At 67.1% G+C, this 19,283-nt stretch carries 16 protein-coding genes; 8 read left to right on the top strand and 8 right to left on the bottom strand.

Annotated elements, in window-relative coordinates; genetic code table 11:
• The first annotated feature begins 5 nt into the window (after window positions 1-5).
• Window positions 6-1,979 carry a molecular chaperone HtpG gene (gene htpG, locus FBY28_RS19965; protein WP_141869049.1) on the top strand — a complete coding sequence of 658 codons (1,974 nt, stop codon included), beginning with the start codon at window positions 6-8 and terminating at the stop codon, window positions 1,977-1,979.
• Between the two features lie 77 nt (window positions 1,980-2,056).
• Here the strand turns inward: htpG and FBY28_RS19960 are convergent, their stop codons facing one another.
• Window positions 2,057-3,376 (bottom strand): HNH endonuclease signature motif containing protein, encoded by a 1,320-nt coding sequence (locus tag FBY28_RS19960; RefSeq protein WP_141869048.1) that lies wholly within the window; start codon window positions 3,374-3,376, stop codon window positions 2,057-2,059.
• Window positions 3,377-3,625: 249 nt separating this feature from the next.
• Here FBY28_RS19960 and FBY28_RS19955 point away from each other — a divergent pair, with 249 nt between their 5' ends.
• Both FBY28_RS19955 and FBY28_RS19950 read left to right on the top strand, forming a co-directional pair.
• On the top strand, window positions 3,626-4,441 hold the full coding sequence (locus FBY28_RS19955; RefSeq protein ID WP_141869047.1) for an SDR family oxidoreductase: 816 nt from the start codon (window positions 3,626-3,628) through the stop codon (window positions 4,439-4,441).
• A 19-nt stretch (window positions 4,442-4,460) separates the two neighbouring features.
• The gene (locus FBY28_RS19950) at window positions 4,461-4,883 is read left to right on the top strand and encodes a PPOX class F420-dependent oxidoreductase (protein WP_141869046.1); all 423 of its coding nucleotides are present in this window, start codon (window positions 4,461-4,463) and stop codon (window positions 4,881-4,883) included.
• 21 nt (window positions 4,884-4,904) lie between these two features.
• Here FBY28_RS19950 and FBY28_RS19945 read toward each other — a convergent pair whose 3' ends face one another.
• Window positions 4,905-5,252 (bottom strand): heme-binding protein, encoded by a 348-nt coding sequence (locus tag FBY28_RS19945; protein WP_216847843.1) that lies wholly within the window; start codon window positions 5,250-5,252, stop codon window positions 4,905-4,907.
• A gap of 19 nt (window positions 5,253-5,271) precedes the next feature.
• Window positions 5,272-5,616, bottom strand: a complete 345-nt coding sequence (locus tag FBY28_RS19940) for a hypothetical protein (RefSeq protein WP_141869045.1) — start codon at window positions 5,614-5,616, stop codon at window positions 5,272-5,274.
• 139 nt (window positions 5,617-5,755) lie between these two features.
• On the opposite strand from FBY28_RS19940, the gene FBY28_RS19935 reads away from it, so the two are divergent.
• The gene (locus tag FBY28_RS19935) at window positions 5,756-10,270 is read left to right on the top strand and encodes an ATP-dependent helicase (RefSeq protein WP_141869044.1); all 4,515 of its coding nucleotides are present in this window, start codon (window positions 5,756-5,758) and stop codon (window positions 10,268-10,270) included.
• 18 nt (window positions 10,271-10,288) lie between these two features.
• Window positions 10,289-11,041 (top strand): endonuclease VIII Nei2, encoded by a 753-nt coding sequence (gene nei2 / locus FBY28_RS19930; protein ID WP_141869043.1) that lies wholly within the window; start codon window positions 10,289-10,291, stop codon window positions 11,039-11,041.
• Between the two features lie 5 nt (window positions 11,042-11,046).
• Here nei2 and FBY28_RS19925 read toward each other — a convergent pair whose 3' ends face one another.
• The gene (locus FBY28_RS19925; protein ID WP_141869042.1) at window positions 11,047-12,186 is read right to left on the bottom strand and encodes a fatty acid desaturase family protein; all 1,140 of its coding nucleotides are present in this window, start codon (window positions 12,184-12,186) and stop codon (window positions 11,047-11,049) included.
• Window positions 12,187-12,221: 35 nt separating this feature from the next.
• Entirely contained in the window at window positions 12,222-13,289 is a 1,068-nt protein-coding gene (locus FBY28_RS19920) for a ferredoxin reductase (RefSeq protein WP_141869041.1), read from the bottom strand.
• A gap of 128 nt (window positions 13,290-13,417) precedes the next feature.
• Here FBY28_RS19920 and FBY28_RS19915 point away from each other — a divergent pair, with 128 nt between their 5' ends.
• Together FBY28_RS19915 and FBY28_RS19910 are read left to right on the top strand one after the other, a co-directional pair.
• Window positions 13,418-14,134 carry a TetR family transcriptional regulator gene (locus FBY28_RS19915; RefSeq protein WP_216847842.1) on the top strand — a complete coding sequence of 239 codons (717 nt, stop codon included), beginning with the start codon at window positions 13,418-13,420 and terminating at the stop codon, window positions 14,132-14,134.
• 9 nt (window positions 14,135-14,143) lie between these two features.
• The gene (locus FBY28_RS19910) at window positions 14,144-14,926 is read left to right on the top strand and encodes an enoyl-CoA hydratase-related protein (RefSeq protein WP_141869040.1); all 783 of its coding nucleotides are present in this window, start codon (window positions 14,144-14,146) and stop codon (window positions 14,924-14,926) included.
• Here FBY28_RS19910 and FBY28_RS19905 read toward each other — a convergent pair.
• A complete protein-coding gene (locus tag FBY28_RS19905) occupies window positions 14,923-15,660 on the bottom strand; it encodes an SDR family NAD(P)-dependent oxidoreductase (RefSeq protein ID WP_216847841.1) in 738 nt (245 codons plus the stop codon). The genes FBY28_RS19910 and FBY28_RS19905 overlap by 4 nt on opposite strands.
• A gap of 237 nt (window positions 15,661-15,897) precedes the next feature.
• Here FBY28_RS19905 and FBY28_RS19900 point away from each other — a divergent pair, with 237 nt between their 5' ends.
• Window positions 15,898-16,665 (top strand): FkbM family methyltransferase, encoded by a 768-nt coding sequence (locus FBY28_RS19900; RefSeq protein ID WP_141869038.1) that lies wholly within the window; start codon window positions 15,898-15,900, stop codon window positions 16,663-16,665.
• Here the strand turns inward: FBY28_RS19900 and FBY28_RS19895 are convergent.
• Both FBY28_RS19895 and FBY28_RS19890 read right to left on the bottom strand, forming a co-directional pair.
• A complete protein-coding gene (locus FBY28_RS19895) occupies window positions 16,654-17,505 on the bottom strand; it encodes a pseudouridine synthase (RefSeq protein WP_141869037.1) in 852 nt (283 codons plus the stop codon). The genes FBY28_RS19900 and FBY28_RS19895 overlap by 12 nt on opposite strands.
• Window positions 17,502-19,241: a glycerol-3-phosphate dehydrogenase/oxidase gene (locus tag FBY28_RS19890; RefSeq protein ID WP_141869036.1), complete on the bottom strand. Its 1,740-nt coding sequence runs from the start codon at window positions 19,239-19,241 to the stop codon at window positions 17,502-17,504. The genes FBY28_RS19895 and FBY28_RS19890 overlap by 4 nt, the downstream gene beginning before the upstream one ends.
• Window positions 19,242-19,283: the final 42 nt, after the last annotated feature.

The raw sequence follows: 19,283 nt of genomic DNA, 5'->3' as shown, positions 1-19,283 counted from the left end.
ACCGCGTGAGCGAGCAGGTCGAACAGAGAGAATTCCAGGCAGAGGCGCGTCAGCTGCTTCAGCTGATGGTGCACTCCATCTACTCGAACAAGGACTCGTTCCTGCGGGAACTGGTGTCCAATGCCTCCGACGCGCTGGACAAGCTGCGGCTGGCGTCCTACCAGGACAAGGACCTGGATGTCGATACGTCGGATCTGCACATCGACATCGATCCGGATGCCGCCGCCAGGACGCTGACCATCCGCGACAACGGCATCGGCATGTCGCGCGACGAGGTCGTCGACCTGATCGGCACCCTGGCCAAGTCCGGCACGGGCGAGCTGCGCCGCAAGTTGAGCGAGGCGAAGCAGGCCGGCGACGCCGCGGGCGGGCGAAGCGGAGCGGGTGACGTCGCGGGCGGGCGAAGCGGGGCGGGTGACGTCGACGGTCTCATCGGTCAGTTCGGCATCGGGTTCTATTCGACGTTCATGGTCGCCGACAAGGTCGACCTGGTGACCCGTAAGGCCGGCGAAAGCACCGCAACGCGTTGGGAGTCCAGCGGGGACGGCACGTACACCATCGCGACCGTCGATGACGCCCCGCAGGGCACTTCGGTCACGTTGCACCTCAAGCCCGAGGACGCCGACGACGAACTGCATGACTACACCGCACCGTGGAAGATCAGGCAGCTGGTCAAGAAATACTCCGACTTCATCTCGTGGCCGATCCGGATGGAGGTCGAGAAGACCGTCCCGGCACCCGAGGGCGCCGAAGAGGGCACCCCGCCGACGGTCACCACCGAGATCGAGACCATCAACTCCCGCGTCGCACTCTGGGCCAAGTCCAAGAGCGAGGTGTCCGACGAGGAGTACAAGGAGTTCTACCGGCATATCGCGCACGCGTGGGATGAGCCCCTCGACGTCATCGCGATGAAGGCCGAAGGAACCTTCGAGTATCAGGCGTTGTTGTTCATCCCGTCGCAGGCGCCGTTCGATCTGTTCAACCGCGACGGCAACACCGGCGTGCAGTTGTACGTCAAGCGCGTCTTCATCATGGGCGACTGTGACGAGCTGATGCCGGAGTATCTGCGCTTCGTCAAGGGTGTCGTCGACGCCCAGGACATGTCGCTCAACGTGTCCCGCGAGATCCTGCAGCAGGACCGCCAGATCAAGGTGATCCGCCGGAGCCTCACCAAGAAGGTGCTGTCGGCGATCAAGGACCTTCAGGCCAACCGTCCCGACGACTATGCGACGTTCTGGACGCAGTTCGGGCGCGCCTTCAAGGAGGGGTTGCTCTCCGACACCGATAACCGCGACACCCTGCTGGCGCTGTCGTCGTTCGCCTCGACGCACTCCGAGGACGCCCCCACCACGCTGGCCGACTACGTGGGTCGGATGAAGGACGACCAGGAACAGATCTTCTACGCCACTGGCGAGTCCCGGCAGCTGCTCGAACGCTCCCCGCACCTGGAGGCGTTCAAGGCAAAAGGCTACGAGGTGTTGCTGCTCACCGACCCGGTCGACGAGGTGTGGGTCGAGTCGGTGCCCGAATTCGACGGCAAGGCGCTGCAGTCCGTAGCCAAGGGTGAGGTGGACCTCGGCGGTGACGAGGCCGACAAGCCCGAGACCGGTGGTTTCGCCGAGTTGCTCAGCTGGCTGCAGGAGACCCTCGACGAGCACGTCAAGGAGGTGCGATTGTCGACGCGTTTGACCTCGTCGCCGGCGTGCCTGATCACCGACACCTTCGGCATCACCCCGCAGCTGGCGCGGATGTACCGGGCGTCCGGACAAGATGTGCCGGTCGGCAAGCGCATCCTGGAACTCAACCCCGAGCACGCCTTGGTGACGGGCTTGCGGGACGGCTTGGCCTCGGGCGCCGAGGGGCTCAGCGATGCCGCCGAGTTGCTCTACGGCACAGCACTACTCGCCGAGGGAGGATCGCTCGACGATCCCGCCCGCTTCGCCGCCATCCTGGCCGACCGATTGGCCAAGACTTTCTAGCGGGCCTCACGGCCGTTTCGCTGTGTAGTTGTCAAGGTGCGCTGCAGCTTTGGGGCCTCGGCGTTGGGGCGTTGGGGTTATGCGGCGGTGGGTAGGTCGGTCATGGTGCGTCGGGTGTGGGAGCGCAGATGCTCCGGTTCGGTCCCGCCGGGTGTGTGGGGTGGGATGAACCAGGGGTGGCGGTCTGGGCCGAGGTAGACCTGCCAGCCACCGTGATGGATCAGGCTGTGGTGCAGTCGGCACAGCAGCACCCCGTTGTCCACACTGGTTATGCCCCCGGCGCTCCAGGGTTGGATGTGGTGGGCATCGCACCAGGACACCGGCCGCCCGCACCCGGGATGGGCACACCCACCATCGCGGACGGCCAGCGCTTTACGGATCGCCGGGGTGAACAGCCTTTCCGCGCGCCCGACATCCAACGGCACCCCGGCGTGGTCGACGATCACCGAGGTCAACGTGGCATCACAGCCGATCAGCTCCGCGGTCGCCGCGGAGACCGGTCCACCGAACCCCAACCGATCCACCTCCTCCCCGCTCACACCTGGGGCCACCGGTCGGATCAGGGTGACGTGCGGGAGCACCCCACCGGACATCGGACGCCCCGACTGCGGCAAATAGGTACGCAGCACCTGCCCCAACGCCTCCGCCCGCCGGGCAGCAATGGACCGGGGGTCCGGGGATCCGTCGGGTAGCGGGACCGGTCGGCACAACGGATCCAACGCCGCACACAACTCTTCCCCGGTCGTCACGTCCAGGTCGAGGGTGGCCTCGAACCGGCCCTCAGCGTTCTGCACCAACGTCATCCCATTGAGGGCGGTGTCCTCGGCGACCGGCACCACCCGGTCGGCAGGTGCAAGACTCGCACCGCGGTCGATGGCGATCGCCCGGGCCTTGGCCGCCACCTCCGCCGGGGAGGCCTGCACCATCAACGCGCGCACCACCGCCGCCCGATCGTCCTCGGACATTGGTGCTCGCGACTCCACGTGCGCGACACCCTTGCCGACGGCGTCGGCGAACTCGATACCGACACCACCCAACCGCTGCGCCGAAACCAATGCAGGCAGCACAGCTGCCATCCGCCCCACCCGCACCGCCCGGGCCGCCGCCCCCGGCGCCATCCCCAACAGGCGCAGCAGATCAGCCCCGGTGCGCAGGTGCCGCCGCCCCGGCACACCGGCCCGTTCGGCTGCCACCACCGCCGAGGAGATGACCAAGTCCAACAGATTGCGCGCCGACACCGCCGCAGCCAACACACCCAACAGGACCTCGTCATCGACCATCGGCCGCGGACACTGCACCAACCGACCGACACCCGGCCCCACATCAACCTCCGGTGACACCGGCGCGAGATCGTCGATCAGAGCGTCGACAAACGCATCAAGACAGCTGGCGTCCATAACGGATACCGACTTCCCCCACAGCGCCCACCAAGGGCACCATCCCACAGGCACAGCCCGCACGATCCCGGACAGGGACCGTCGAACCTCGCGGCGACCGGAGTCGCGGTCTGCGGCTCACCAAATCCGAAGATCGGGAACCACGGCGCATTCGAACTTACGTTCGACGCTACGCCGAATCCGTACCCTCCGCAAGGGTTCTCTCCGGGACGGCACACTCGACGGAAAGCGCACTGGTAGACACGACTCATGCAGATCGAAGACAGCGTCGTCGTCATCACCGGAGCGGGATCGGGTATCGGGAAGGCACTCGCCGCGGCGTTCACCGCCGCGGGCGCCTCCGTGGTGGCCGGTGATATCGACGCGCAGGCGGCCGCCGCGGCCGCCATCGAGATCGGCGGCAAGACGATCGGCGTCGGCGCCGACGCCTCGACGGTCGACGGAGTCGCGACACTGCTGGAAACCGCATGCTCGACATTCGGACCCGTCGACATCTTCGTCGCCAACGCGGGCATCATCGGCGCGCCCGAGCTGGGCAGCGACGCCGACTGGGACCGGGTCCTGGACGTCAACCTTCGAGCACATATCCGAGCGGCTGACGCGCTGATCCCGGAATGGACAGCCCGCGGCAGCGGACACTTCGTATCGGTCGCTTCGGCGGCCGGACTGCTCACCCAGATCGGTGCCGCCGGTTACGCCGTCACCAAGCACGCTGCGGTCGGGTTCGCCGAGTGGCTGGCGATCACGCACGGCGATGACGGCATCGGAGTCACCGTCGTCTGCCCGATGGGAGTGGCCACTCCGCTGTTGGACGCGATCGTCGACTCGACCGATGACACCGCCCGGGTGGCCGCGGCTTCCATCACGACCGCGGGCGAAGTGCTCTCGGCCGACGATGTCGCCGCCGCAACCCTGGCCGGGGTACGCGACGGCACATTTCTCGTGCTACCTCACCCCGGCGTGCTGGACATGTACCGGGGCAAGGGCGCCGACTACGACCGCTGGATCGCCGGAATGCGCCGCTACCGACGCGCGCTGCACGAGAACACGCACACAGCAGGCTGACACGAGAGGACGCGACACGATGGCGACATTGGATCCTGAGGTAGCCGATTTCTTGATGACGGGTACCCGCACCGGCATGCTCGGGTACGTCGCGTCGGACGGGCGACCGCTGGTGGCCCCGGTGTGGTTTGTCCTCGACGGTGACGACGTGCTGTTCAACACCGATTCTGGTTCGGCCAAGGCGCGGGCATTCGCGCGCGACCCCAGAGTGGTGCTGTGCGTGGATGATCCGCATCCGCCGTTTTCGTTCGTCCAGATCCAGGGCACGGTCGCTGTGTCCGATGATCTCGACGAGGTCCGGTCGGTCGCCACCCGGGCGGGCGGCCGTTACATGGGTGCGGACCGGGCCGAGGAGTACGGTCGGCGCAACGGTGTCCCTGGCGAACTGGTCGTCAGGATCACCCCGACGAAGGTCGTCAAGGCGTTTCGCCTGGCCTCCTGACGCGGGTGTCCGCGACTGACCTCACCCGCCGCAGCGATTGCGGAAGTCCTTGGCGGGCTGCCTTATCGCCCTCAGCTCGTCGCGTACCTGCGGGTTGTCGGTGAGAAACCGCTCCATCGCAGCACGCCGTTCGTTCTCGTCGAGGCCGCTCAACGAGGTGAAGAAGTCGTTCACCGGCGGATGGGTGAACAGATACGCAGAGGTTGCCGCGGATACTCCGGTCAGCACACCCGTCAGATCCGCCGCCGTACAGTTCGGCGGCGGAGGTGGTGCCGGTGCTGCCGACGCCGTGCCCGCCGATGCGGTGAGAACGGCCAACACGCCTGCGACCGTCGCGACCAACCGCGCCGATGCCCCGTTCGGTCTCATCTGGTTCTCCTCTGATTCGTCATCGCCGCCCTCCCACACCTCCACCGCCGACGTTGGGGCCGCCGGGCCTGCCGAAGCCCGGGTCGACAGGTACGCCCGGTCTGCCCACGCCGGGGACGAAGTCGACATCGATGCCCCAGTAATAGTCGTCGCAGGCATACCAATCGAGGTCGCACGCGTAGGGCACATACGGACCCGACGAGCCGCTGGGACCGTTGCCAGTGCTGGTCCCGCGCACGTCACCTTGCGAGCAGATGGTGGTTCCGCCGGCGCTGGTGCAATCTGCGCCCGAGTGCGGCAATGGTGTCGCAGAAAGGGCCGCCCCGATCAATACGGGGACGACGAGCATTTTCAACAGTCGCATCTGACGACTCCCTCACCTCACGTCGTGAGCGGACTCACGGCGAGCTGAACCTATCGATCGTAAACCTCCGCGAGCCAGCACACCAGGGGATTTTCCCTGCTCAGGGTTGGTTGTCGGTGGTTGGGGGCACCATGGTGGGATGCCACCCGTCGCCGACCCGCTCGACCGCTTCAGTCAGCTGACGCGGGAGTGGTTCACCGGCACCTTCCCGGCCCCCACCAACGCCCAGGCCCAGGCCTGGGCGGCGATCGCCGAGGGGAGCGACACCCTGGTGGTGGCGCCCACCGGCTCGGGCAAGACGCTGGCCGCCTTCCTCTGGGCGATCGACGACCTGGCGCGGTCCCCGGCCGAGTCCGTGGGCACCCGGGTGCTCTATGTATCGCCGCTGAAGGCCCTCGCGGTCGACGTCGAGCGCAACCTGCGCACGCCGCTGACCGGCCTGACCAGGGTGGCCGAGCGATTGGGCAGTGCGGCCCCGCAGATCACCGTCGGTGTGCGCTCCGGGGACACCACGCCCAAACAGCGCCGCGCTCTCATCACCCGCCCACCCGACATCTTGATCACCACGCCAGAGTCACTGTTCCTCATGCTGACGTCCTCGGCTCGCGAGACGCTGACCACTGTCACCACCGTCATCGTCGACGAGGTACACGCCGTGGCGGCCACCAAACGCGGTGCGCACCTGGCAGTTTCGTTGGAACGGCTCGACGCGTTGTTGGAACGCCCCGCCCAGCGGATCGGTTTGTCGGCCACCGTGCGCCCGGCCGAAGAGGTGGCCCGTTTCCTCACCGGCGGTGCGGCGACCATCGTCTGCCCGCCCGCGGACAAGACCTTCGAGCTGCAGGTACAGGTACCCGTGCCGGATATGACCAATCTGGCCGAGGGATCGATCTGGCCCGATGTCGAGGAACGCATCGTCGACCTGATCGAGACGCACCGGTCCTGCATCGTCTTCGCCAACTCCCGGCGTCTCGCCGAACGACTCACCTCGCGGCTCAACGAGATCCACGCCGAGCGCAACGGTGTGGAGCTGCCGGGAGCGACGGACAACGGTGGTGCCAACAAAAAGGTGGCCGGTGGGGCCCCGGCCCACGTGATGGCCAGCGGGCAGAGTTTCGGCGCTCCCACCGAACTGGCGAAGGCACACCACGGGTCGGTCAGCAAGGAACAGCGCGCCCTGGTCGAGGATGACCTGAAAAGCGGCCGCCTCAAGGCCGTCGTCGCCACCTCCAGCCTCGAACTGGGCATCGACATGGGCGCGGTGGACCTGGTCATCCAGGTGTCCGCGCCACCGTCGGTGGCAAGCGGCCTGCAGCGCATCGGCCGCGCCGGACACCAGGTCGGCGAGATCTCCCAGGGTGTCTTGTTCCCCAAGCATCGCACCGACCTGATCGACTGTGCCGTCACCGTTCAGCGGATGCGGGCCGGCCAGATCGAGACCATGCGCGTGCCCACCAACCCGCTCGACGTGCTGGCCCAGCACACCGTGGCCGCCGCCGCGCTGGAACCACTCGACGCCGACGCCTGGTTCGACACCGTGCGCCGCAGCGCGCCCTTCGCGACGTTGCCCCGCACCGCCTTCGAGGCGACGCTGGACCTGCTGTCGGGTAAGTACCCGTCCACCGAGTTCGCCGAATTACGCCCGCGATTGGTCTACGACCGCGACGCCGGCTCATTGACCGCGCGCCCGGGTGCGCAGCGGCTCGCCGTCACCTCCGGCGGAGCGATCCCTGATCGCGGCATGTTCACCGTGTACCTGGCCTCCGAAGACGAAAAGCCCTCCCGGGTAGGCGAACTCGATGAGGAAATGGTCTACGAATCCCGCCCGGGTGACGTCATCTCACTGGGTGCCACCAGCTGGCGGATCACCGAGATCACCCACGACCGGGTGCTCGTGATACCCGCGCCGGGATTACCGGCCCGGCTGCCGTTCTGGCGCGGGGACAGCGTGGGCAGACCCGCCGAGCTCGGCGCCGCGGTCGGCGCCTTCACCGGTGAACTCGCCAAGATGGATTCCGAGGGTTTCCGCCGGCGCTGCCGAGATGTCGGGTTCGATGACTACGCCACCGACAATCTGTGGCAGCTCATCGACGAGCAGCGCCAGGCCACCGGCGCGGTCCCCAGCGACAGCACCCTGGTGCTGGAGCGTTTTCACGACGAACTCGGCGACTGGCGCGTGATCCTGCACTCCCCCTACGGTTTGCGCGTCCACGGTCCGCTGGCATTGGCCGTGGGCCGCCGGCTGCGCGAACGCTACGGCATCGACGAGAAACCCACCGCCTCCGATGACGGCATCATCGTGCGGCTTCCCGACGGTGGGGAGGAGCCGCCCGGGGCGGACCTCTTCGTCTTCGAGGCCGACGAATTGGATGCCATCGTCACCGCGGAGGTCGGCGGTTCGGCGCTCTTCGCATCGCGGTTCCGGGAGTGCGCCGCCCGCGCCCTGCTGCTGCCCCGGCGCCACCCGGGTAAACGTTCGCCGCTGTGGCACCAGCGCCAGCGGGCCTCGCAGCTGCTCGACGTGGCCCGCAAGTATCCGGAGTTCCCGATCATCCTGGAGGCCGTCCGGGAATGCCTCCAGGACGTCTATGACGTGCCCGCGCTGACCGAACTGATGAGCAAGGTCGCCCAGCGCCGGGTCCGGATCGTCGAGGTCGAAACCGCCACCCCGTCGCCTTTCGCGGCCGCGGCGCTGTTCGGCTATGTCGGCGCGTTCATGTACGAGGGCGACAGCCCGCTCGCCGAGCGGCGAGCTGCTGCCCTGTCGTTGGACACGGTGCTGCTCGCCGAGCTGCTCGGCCGTGTCGAACTACACGATCTGCTCGATCCGGAGGTCGTGGCCACCACCGCCCGCCAACTCCAGCACCTCGAGCCCGATCGCGCCGCCCGTGATGCGGAGGGCGTCGCCGACCTGCTGCGATTACTGGGACCGCTGACCCAGGAGGAGATCACCGCTCGGGCAACGACACCCGATATCGGCGGCTGGCTGGAGGGCCTGCGGGAAGCACGCCGGGCGTTGACCGTCTCCTTCGCCGGGCAGACCTGGTGGGCGGCGGTCGAGGATGTCGGATTGCTGCGCGACGGGGTGGGCGTCGCGGTACCGGTGTGGGTGCCGGCAAGCCTCAGCGAGTCGGTGAAGGATCCGCTGTCCGATCTGCTGGGTCGATACGCACGCACCCACGGTCCCTTCAGCACCGACGAGGCGGCGGCCCGATTCGGGCTGGGCATCCGGGTGACCTCCGATGTGCTCGGTCGACTCGCCGCTGACGGCAGGTTGATCCGCGGCGAGTTCACCGCGACGCCGGGCCCATCCGAACAATGGTGTGACGCCACCGTTCTGAAGATCCTGCGCCGCCGGTCGCTGGCGGCGCTGCGGGCCGCGGTGGAGCCCGTGAGCACCGCCGCCTATGGCCGCTTCCTGCCCGCCTGGCAGCACCTGGGTTCGGAGCAGGTACGCGGTGTGGACGGGTTGGCCGCAGTCATCGAGCAGCTCGCCGGGCACCCATTGCCTGCCTCGGCGGTCGAACCGCTGATCTTCGGCCAGCGGGTCGCCGATTACCAGCCGGCGATGCTGGACGAGCTGTTGGCATCCGGTGAGGTCACCTGGTCGGGCGCCGGGCAGATCGGCGGCAGCGACGGATGGATCGCCTTCCACCTAGGCGACACGGCGGCAATGACGTTGGCCGCGCCGGTCGACATCGACTTCACCGATACCCACCGGGCCATCCTGGAAGCCCTCGGTCACGGCGGCGCATTCTTCTTCCGCCAGCTCGCCGACGGTTCGGCCGGTACCGAGTTCAAATCCGCCCTGTGGGAACTGATCTGGGCAGGCTGGGTCACCGGTGACACGTTCGCCCCGGTGCGTGCCGTGTTGGCGGGGTCGCGGCGCTCCGGCGCCCCCGCGCACCGGCAGCGTCAGCGTCCACCCCGGCTGAGCCGCTACAGCCTGACCCAGGGCCAGCAACGCGCCGACCCGATGGTGGCCGGCCGCTGGTCCGCACTGCCCACCGCAACACCGGATTCCACGGTGCGCGCGCACTTCCAGGCCGAGCTGTTGTTGAATCGCTATGGCGTGCTCACCCGCGGTGCGGCCGACGGGATACCCGGCGGCTTCGCGATGTTGTACAAGGTGCTGACCGCATTCGAGGATGCCGGTCGCTGCCAGCGCGGCTACTTCGTGGAATCCCTCGGCGGTGCGCAGTTCGCGGCGGCCTCGACGGTGGACCGGCTGCGCTCCTATCTCGACGGAGTCGACCCGCAGCGCCCCGAACTGCACGCCGTGGCGTTGGCGGCCACCGATCCCGCCAACCCCTACGGCGTGGCGCTGCCGTGGCCCGACGATACCGAGTTGACCCATCGTCCCGGACGCAAGGCCGGCGCACTGGTCGTCCTGGTCGACGGCGCCCTGGTCTGGTTCGTCGAACGCGGCGGGCGGACCCTGCTCAGTTTCACCGACGACCCCGACACGCAACAGGCCGCCGCCGCGGCCCTGGCCGGGCTGGTGAGTGCAGGCCGGGTGCCCTCGCTGTTGGTCGAGAAGATCAACGGCACAAGTGTGCTTGAACTCGCCGGAGACACGACCCTCACCGCCGTCCAGGACGCGCTCCTGGAGTCCGGTTTCGCCCGCACCCCCCGTGGCCTGCGACTTCGCTGAGCGCACGATACTGAATTCATGCCAGAGGGTGACACGGTCTACCGCACCGCGACGAAGCTGCGGGAAGCGCTCGTCGGCCGCACCCTGACCCGTTGCGACGTGCGAGTCCCACGGTATGCGGCGGTCGACCTGACCGGCCAGCGCGTCGACGAGGTGCTCAGCCGCGGCAAGCACCTGTTCATCCGCGTCGGCGCGGCCAGCATCCACTCCCACCTCAAGATGGACGGCAGCTGGGTGATCGGCTCGTTCCGTGGTCCGCAGCATCGGATCAGGATCGTGCTGGGCACCGCAGACACCGTGGCCTTCGGCATCGACCTCGGCGTGCTGGAAGTGCTCGAACGCGCCGACGACCAGGATGCGGTCGCCCATCTGGGCCCCGACCTGCTCGGCCCGGACTGGGATCCGCAACTGGCCGGGCAGAACCTGATCGCCCAGCCGGATCGCGAACTCGCCGATGTGCTGTTGGATCAGCGGGTCATGGCCGGTGTCGGCAACGTGTACGCCAACGAACTGTGCTTTGTGCTCGGTAAGCGACCCGACTCCCCCGTCGGCGAGGTTTCCGATCCGCTACGCGTCGTCCAACGAGCACGGGACATGTTGTGGCTCAACCGCAACCGCGCCAGTCGCATCATCACCGGCAACACCCGCAGGGGCCAGCAATTCTGGGTGTACGGCAGGTCCGCAGAACCGTGTCGCCGCTGCCGTACCCCCATCAGGAGGGACGACAGCGGCGACCGTATCCGGTATTGGTGCCCCAACTGCCAACGCTGAGCGTGTCAGGCGGCGGCCTTGGACTGCGACTCGTCGGCGGGCGTGCGATTCGGCAGGGCCAGCCGCCAGATCTTCTTGACCACCGAGAAGAACTGCTTGGGCAGCGGTCCGCTGTTGTAGGGCAGGCCGTAGCGCCGGCAGATCTCGCGGACCTCACCGGAGATCTCGGCGTAGCGGTGAGCCGGGATGTCCGGGAACAGGTGGTGCTCGATCTGGAAGGACAGGTTGCCACTGAAGATGTGAAACCACTTGCCGCCGCTCAGATTCGCCGAACCCAGCAGCTGCCGGTAATACCACTGACCGCGGGTCTCGCTCTTGGTCTCCTCGACGGTGAACTCGTGGGTGCCCTCGGGGAAGTGACCGCAGAAGATGATGGCGTAGGACCACACGTTGCGCATCAGGTTGGCCGTCATGTTGCCGGCGAACACGAACGGTGCGAACGGTCCGGCCAGCAGCGGGAAGGCCACGTAATCCTTGACGGTCTGCCTCTTGACCTTCGCCCACATCTCGGTGAGCATCTCTTTCTTGTCGCGCAGTTTGATCTCACCGGAGCGGATGCGCTCGGTCTCCAACTCGTGCAGCGCGACGCCGTACTGGAAGAACACCATCAGCAGGAACGCGTAGACCGGGTTGCCCAGGTAGTACGGATGCCACTTCTGGTCCTCGCTCATCCGCAGGATGCCGTAGCCGATATCGCGGTCCAGGTCCACGATGTTGGTGTAGGTGTGGTGCATGTAGTTGTGCGAGTGCCGCCACTGGTTGGACGGGCAGGCCGAATCCCATTCGAAGTTCTGCCCGCGCAACGCCGGATCGCCCATCCAGTCGTACTGGCCGTGCATGACGTTGTGGCCGATCTCCATGTTGTCGAGGATCTTCGACAGACCCAACATCACGGTCCCGACCGGCCAGGCCGGCGGCAGGAACAGCAGCACCCGGCCGCCGAACTCGAGACCGCGCTGCCACTTGATGATCTGTCGGATGTAGTCGGCATCGCGCTCGCCGAGATCGGCCAGCTGGCGCTCGCGGATCGCGTCGAGCTCGGCGCCGAAGGCCTCGAACTGTTCTGGGGTGAGCGTGTACTTGGCCGAGCTGCGGGGCTTGGCGGGGGTCGGGGTGGAGCTACGGGGCAAATCCAAGGTCGTCATGACATTGCCTTTCGTTTCTCGAGAACTTCAGGGGTTCAGAGGTCGATCGCGACATCGCCGACCGGGGCGCTGACGCAGATACGGATGTCTTCACAATCGTCGGTGGATACCGTTCCGTTGAGCAGATTGCGCACCGCACCACGGGTTTTGGGTCGAGTGCAGCTGAAGCAGATGCCCATCCGGCAGCCGCTCTCGGGGTTCAGCCCGGCGGCCTCGGCCTGCTCGAGCAGCGTCTGGCCGGTGTCGGCGACCTCGACGCCACTGGTGGTGAAACTGACTGTGCCACCAGTCGATTCGGCGGGAACGGCGAACACCGGCGGGACGAAACTCTCCGACCGGGCGTCCGGACGCAGTTCCCGGACCGCCTCGACGAGCGCCGGCGGACCGCACACGTAGACGGCGTCGGGTTCGGCCATGGCCGCCGACAGGTGGTGGGCGGCGAAATGGCCGTCGAGGTCGGCGCCCTGGTCGTCTCGGGTATAGCCGTGCAGTACCCGCACACCGGGCATCCGATCGAGCTCGTCGCGATAGCAGGCGTCCTGCTCCGAGCGCGCGTAGTGGATGAAGGCCGCCGCACCGGTGAATCCTTCGGCCTTCAGCGTGCGCAGCATCGACAACACCGGGGTGACGCCGCTGCCGCCGGAGACGAACAGGATCCGCTCGGGACGCTGGGCCGGCATGGTGAAGTCACCGCCGACGGAATCCAGTCCGACGACCATGCCCGGGGTGGCGTTCTCGTACAGGTAGGTCGACACCAGACCGCCGTCGTGCAGGCCGACGGTCAGCTCGATGAGCCGGCCGCCCTCAGCGCTGGCCGGTGAGTACGGCCTGGTCCGGCGTCGGCCGTCGATCTCGACCGACAGGTTGATGTGCTGACCCGCCCGAAAGCCGGTGAAGGCCCGGTTGGGTTCCAGCGTCAGCGTGACGCTGCGGGTCGTCTGGCGGCGTACCGCCACCACCTTGGCGCGGGCATTGCCCTTGATCCACACCGGATCGACGATCTCGGTGTACCGGTCCACGCCATGCGGTCCGGTCAACAGATCCAGCAGCGGGGAGCGGAGCACCCGGTCCCGCAGCCTGTGCGTCAACGTTTCGGTGAACATATGTACACTCTGAAACAGTACCGCCGGTCTCGTCAATCAATATCGCCAGGTTGTGATGGCCGTAACACGGTGAACATATGTACTCCCAAATCACTAACAAGTGGAGACGCAATGACGGGTACGGCCCGATGAGCACGGTTGTAGGCTCGATGGTTGTGGAAAGCGACGCACCCAGGTCCCGGTCGGGGCGCTCCGGCCGGAGCCGGTCCAGCCGTCCGGCCAAGGACACGCTGTCGCGCGAGGAGCGCAAAGAGGTCACCCGCCGGGCCATCGTCGCCGCCGCCCTGCATCTGCTGGAACAGGACAGCTTCACCGCGCTGAGCCTGCGTGAGGTGACCCGCGAAGCGGGAATCGTGCCCGCGGCCTTCTACCGGCATTTCGAATCCATGGAAGCGCTCGGGCTGGTGCTCATCGACGAGTCCTTCCGCTCGCTGCGCGATATGCTGCGCGGCGCACGTGCAGGCAAGCTCGACCCCCACCACGTCATCGACTCCTCGGCCGAGATCCTGATCGCGAGCATCAGCGAGCGCCGTGAGCACTGGCGGTTCATCACTCGGGAACGCTCGAGCGGGGTCTCGGTGCTGCGGTATGCCATCCGTACCGAGCTCCGACTGCTCACCTCCGAGCTCGCAATCGACCTGGCCCGGTTCCCCGGCCTCAAGGGCTGGAGCAGCGAGGATCTCAACATCCTGGCCAGCTTGTTCGTCAACGCCATGATCTCGGTCGCCGAACTGGCCGAGGACGCCGCCGACCAGACCGCTCTCGACGAGATCAAACAGACCGCCATCAAACAGCTGTCGATGATCACCATCGGGGTCCGGGGCTGGAGCAGCGCGACCACCTAGAGTCTGCTCATGCCGACTCTCGAGCTCTCCCGCCCACGCCCCGAGATAGCCGTCATCACCCTGAACAGGCCGGCGAAACTCAATGCGCTGTCCCCCGAACTCGTCGAGGATCTACACGCCACCCTGGACGCGATCGCAGCGGACAACGACTGCCGGGTGGTGGTGCTCACCGGTGCCGGTCGCGGATTCTGCTCGGGGCTGGACCTCACCGACAGCAGTACACCGCCGGTCTCGGACGGGCTTGAGAAGCCGCGGGCCGGGATGCGCTGGCAGGAACGTATCGCCGCGTTGACGGTCAAACTGCACCGACTGCGCCAGCCGGTGATCGCGGCGGTCAACGGCGCAGCCTACGGCGGCGGGTTCGCCCTTGCCATGGCCAGTGACATCCGCGTCGCCTCTGAGTCCGCGCGCTTTTGCACGCAATTCATCAAGCTCGGCCTCGGCGGCTGCGATATCGGGGTCAGTTACACACTGCCGCGCATCATCGGTGCGGGCCCTGCCTTCGACCTGATCCTGACCGCGCGCACCGTCGATGCCGCCGAGGCGCTGCGCCTTGGCATGGTGTCCCGGATCGCGGCGGACCCACTCGCCGAAGCACTCGACATCGCTGAAACCATGTGCGGATTCGGCACATTCGGGCTGGAATCCACCAAACAGGTGCTGTGGGCCAACCTCGACGCGGGATGCCTGGAAACCGCACTGCAGGTGGAGAATCGCAGCCAGATCCTCGCCGCGGGCAGCGGTGCGATGCGGGCTTTCACCGATGCCTTCGCCGCGCGCAAGCAGGATTAGCGGGGCGTCCCGCCGCCGTCGACGATCACGACCTGCCCGGTGATGTAACTTCCGGCCGCCGAACACAACAGCAGCGCGGCTCCCACCATCTCGTCCGGGGATGCCAGCCTGCCCAACAAGGTGCCGTTGGTCATCGCGTCGATGGCCTCCTGCGGGTTGTTGCGCATCATGTCGGTGTCCACGGGTCCGGGCGCGATGGCATTGACCCGGATACCGGCCGACACCAGCTCGGCGGCCATCGATCGGGTCATCGACATCAACGCGGCCTTGCCCGATGCGTAGATGGACAGTGCCGGCGCGAACATGAAAGCGCCGACCGAGACCATGTTCAGGACGGCCGCGGCCTCGCTGTGTTGCAGATACGGCAGTGCGTGCTGCACCAGGAACACCGGTCCCTGCAGATTGACCGCATACGACTTCTGCCACGCCTCCGGCGTCATCTGACCGATCGGTTGGGCCAACGCGTTGGCGGCGTTGTTGACCACCACGTCGATGCCGCCGAACTCGGCCACCGTCGCCTCCACCAGAGCGCCAAGGTCGTCCACGTCGCCCATGTGAGTCGGCACCCCGATGGCCTGCCCGCCGAGTCCGCGCAGATGCTCCGCAGCGGCCGCGCACGCGTCCGGTTTACGGCTGGCGACGACCACCCTGGCACCGGCCAGCACGAACCCCTCGGCCAGCGCCAGACCGATTCCGCGGGTGCCCCCGGTCACAATCACGGTGCGATCAGTCATGTCGAACAATCGGTCAAAAGCTGCGCGATCCACGCCAGTAGTAGACCAGATCGCCCCGCTGACGTGCGGGAAACGGGGTCCCAGCAACCGACCGCGCGCCGCGCTGACCTCTCGCCTACCCTCCACACGGACCCCTTCGAGGGCCACACCTAAGCTGTGAACATCTGTTTCGGCAGCTAATCTCGATCCGAACCGGGTGCCGCGCCGAGCGGGCGGGCCCGCGAACCTGGAGGTGTAATGCAGATCGCTGGACGCGGGGCCGGCAAGATTGCCAGTTCAGTGCTGCATCGCCGGAACTACATCGCAGCCCGGAACATGTTCCGCGTCTACGAGCATCCGATCGCGATCTTCAAGCAGTATCTGACCGGCGGCGGGAGCTACCCCACCACGATGCGCTTGCGCAGCCCGATGGGCTGGATCGAGCTACGCCTCTACTCGTCGCACGACCTGCTCACCGTCAACGAGATCTTCTGCCGGTCGGACTACCACGCCGATGCCGACGACCGCGTCATCGTCGACTACGGCTCCAACATCGGCATCTCGGCGGCGTACTTCCTCTCCCGCAGCAAGGATGCCCACACCTACCTGTTCGAGCCGCTGCCGCGTAACGTCACGCGCCTGCAGGAGAACCTGCGCCCCTTCGAGGATCGTTACACCCTGCAGCAGGTCGCGGTGGGAGCCAGCGCCGGCGAGGTGGAGTTCGGGTTCGAGGAGACCGGGCGTTACGGCGGCGTCAACGCCCACTTCGGCAACTCGCTGACCGTGACCTGCGTGGAGTCACAACAGGTCCTTCGCGATGTCATCGACAAGCACGGACACATCGACATCCTGAAGATCGATATCGAAGGCCTGGAAGCGGCCGTCATAGACAACATCCCGGTCGATGTCGCGGAGAAGATCAAGAAGCTATACGTCGAGTACCTTTTCGACGAGAACCCGCTGGCCCAGACCCACTCGCTGGAGCACTACGGCGGTATCGCCCAGTTCACCCGCCTAGCGAACTGACAACTCCCGCCCGCTGACGAACCGGCGGGGTGCACCGCTGAGCGGATCGTCGAACTCCAGGCATCGGGCCAGCAACTGCAGCGGCCGCGAGAAATCACCTGCCGCCACCTCGACGAGGCGCGGATAGAGCGGGTCGTTGTCGATCGGCACACCCATCGAGTTCATCTGCACCCGCAACTGATGGGTCCGCCCGGTGCGTGGGCTCAGCTTGTACAGCCCCGCGCCCAGACTCTCGGCATAGGTCTCGGCGTTCGGCTCGCCGGGCTCCTCGAACGCCTGCAGTCGACCACGCACCTTGGTGATCCTGCTGGCCAGCACCGCGGGAAGCGCGACGGTCGGGGTTCCGGCGGCTCGCGCCAGATAGGTCTTGCGCACGCGGCCGTCGGCGAACATCGTCTGATAGGCACCCCGCACCTCGCGGCGCACCGTGAACAGCAGCACGCCGGCGGTCAGCCTGTCGAGCCGATGCGCCGGGCTCAGTTCGGCCAGGCCGAGCTCACGGCGCAACCGCACCAGCGCGGTCTGCACCACATGCCCACCGCGGGGCATGGTCGCCAGGAAGTGGGGTTTGTCGACGACGACGATATCGTCGTCGTGGTGGACGATCGGCATGTCGAACGGCACCGTCACCTCCTCGGGCAGATCGCGGTAGAGGTAGACGTGCGCACCCGCAGCAAGCACCGAGTTCTCGTCGTAAGGGACACCCTCGGACGAGAAGACCTCCCCGGCAACTACTTTGGCGCCCGCACCCCAGCGTCGCTCGAACTCGTCGACCAGTCTGCCCCCGTGCAGGCGCACCCGCGCCGGGCCGATCCCGGCGTACCGGTCGGATGTGCTCAAGTAAGCGGTACCGGTTCCAGGATCTCCGCGCGCGCTTCCGGGGCTGCCGCCCGCAGGGCATCGGCGGACTCGTCGTCCGGTTGGGTCTGCGAGCGCACCTCGGCCTCCACCCGCGCCAGATAGGTCGCGACCTCTCGGTCGATGTCCGCGTCGCTCCAACCAAGCACCGGCGCAATGGTTTCGGCGACCTCGCGGGCACAGTCCACACCCCGGTGCGGATACTCGATCGAGATCCGCATCCGACGGGCCAGGATGTCCTCCAGGTGCAGCGCACCTTCGGCGGCGACGGCGTAGACCGCCTCCACCTTCAGGTACACCGGCGCCGCCGTGATCGGTTCCAGCAGCTCGGGTTTGCCGTCCGCCATCGCCAGCACCTCACCGATCAGCGAGCCGTAGCGGTCCAGCAGATGCCGCACCCGGTAGGGGTGCAGATCGTAATGGGCGCCCACGTGTTCGGTCTGGTTCACCAACGCGAAGTAGCCGTCGGCGCCGACCAGCGGCACCTTCTCGGTGATCGACGGCGCCACCCGGGTCGGCACGAATTCGGCTGCGGCATCGATGGCATCGGCACCCATCACCCGATAGGTGGTGTACTTGCCGCCCGCAATGGCCACCAGCCCCGGCGAGGGCACCGCGACGGCGTGTTCGCGGGACAGCTTGGAGGTGGACTCGCTCTCACCGGCCAGCAGCGGACGCAGACCGGCATAGACACCGTCGATATCGTCATGGGTCAGCGGAGTGGCCAGCACCGAGTTGACGTGACCGAGGATGTAGTCGATATCGGCCTTCGTCGCCGCCGGGTGGGCCAGGTCGAGATTCCAGTCGGTGTCGGTGGTCCCGATGATCCAATGGGTGCCCCACGGGATGACGAACAACACCGACTTCTCGGTGCGCAGGATGATCGCCACCTCGCTGACGATGCGATCACGCGGGACCACGATGTGCACACCCTTGGAGGCCCGCACCCGGAACCGTCCGCGCTCCTTGCTCAACGCCTGGATCTCGTCGGTCCACACCCCGGTCGCGTTCACCACGACATGTCCGTGCACCTCGGTGACCGCGCCGTTCTCCGAGTCGCGCACCCGCACGCCGGTCACCCGGTCACCCTCCCGCAGCAGCGCCACGACCTGGGTCGAGGTGCGCACCACCGCGCCGTAGTGCGCCGCGGTTCGGGCGACCATCATGGTGTGGCGGGCGTCGTCGACGACGGTGTCGAAGTACCGGATGCCGCCGATCAGCGAGCTGCGCTTGAGGCCCGGGGCCAGCCGCAACGCTCCGGCCTTGAGCAGATGTTTTTGCGCAGGAACGGATTTCGCGCCACCGAGCTGATCGTAGAGAAAGATGCCTGCCGCGATATAGGGCCGCTCCCAGAGCCGTTTGGTCAGTGGGAACAGGAATGGCAGCGGTTTCACCAGATGCGGGGCCAGGGTGGTCAGCGAGAGCTCGCGTTCATGCAGCGCCTCGCGCACCAGGCCGAACTCCAGTTGCTCCAGATAGCGCAGGCCACCGTGGAACATCTTGGAGCTGCGGCTCGACGTGCCCGAGGCGTAATCGCGCGCCTCGACCAGCGCCACCCTCAACCCACGGGTCGCGGCGTCCAGGGCGGCACCGGCACCGACGACGCCGCCGCCGATGACGACGACGTCGAACTGTTCGCTGCCGAGTCGTTCCCAGGCCGTCGCGCGCTGGGCCGGACCGAGTTGAGCTTGACCATTGCCAGAAATCGGGTCAGTCACGCTCTCGAGCCTACGTTGCGTGGCGGGCCGGTGTGGGCCGTC

The sequence above is a fragment of the Arthrobacter sp. SLBN-53 genome (assembly GCF_006715585.1).
GTDB classification, from domain to species: Bacteria; Actinomycetota; Actinomycetes; order Mycobacteriales; family Mycobacteriaceae; genus Mycobacterium; species Mycobacterium neoaurum_A.
Note: the sequence above shows the minus strand (reverse complement) of the source record. Positions and strands in the feature narration are given on the sequence as shown.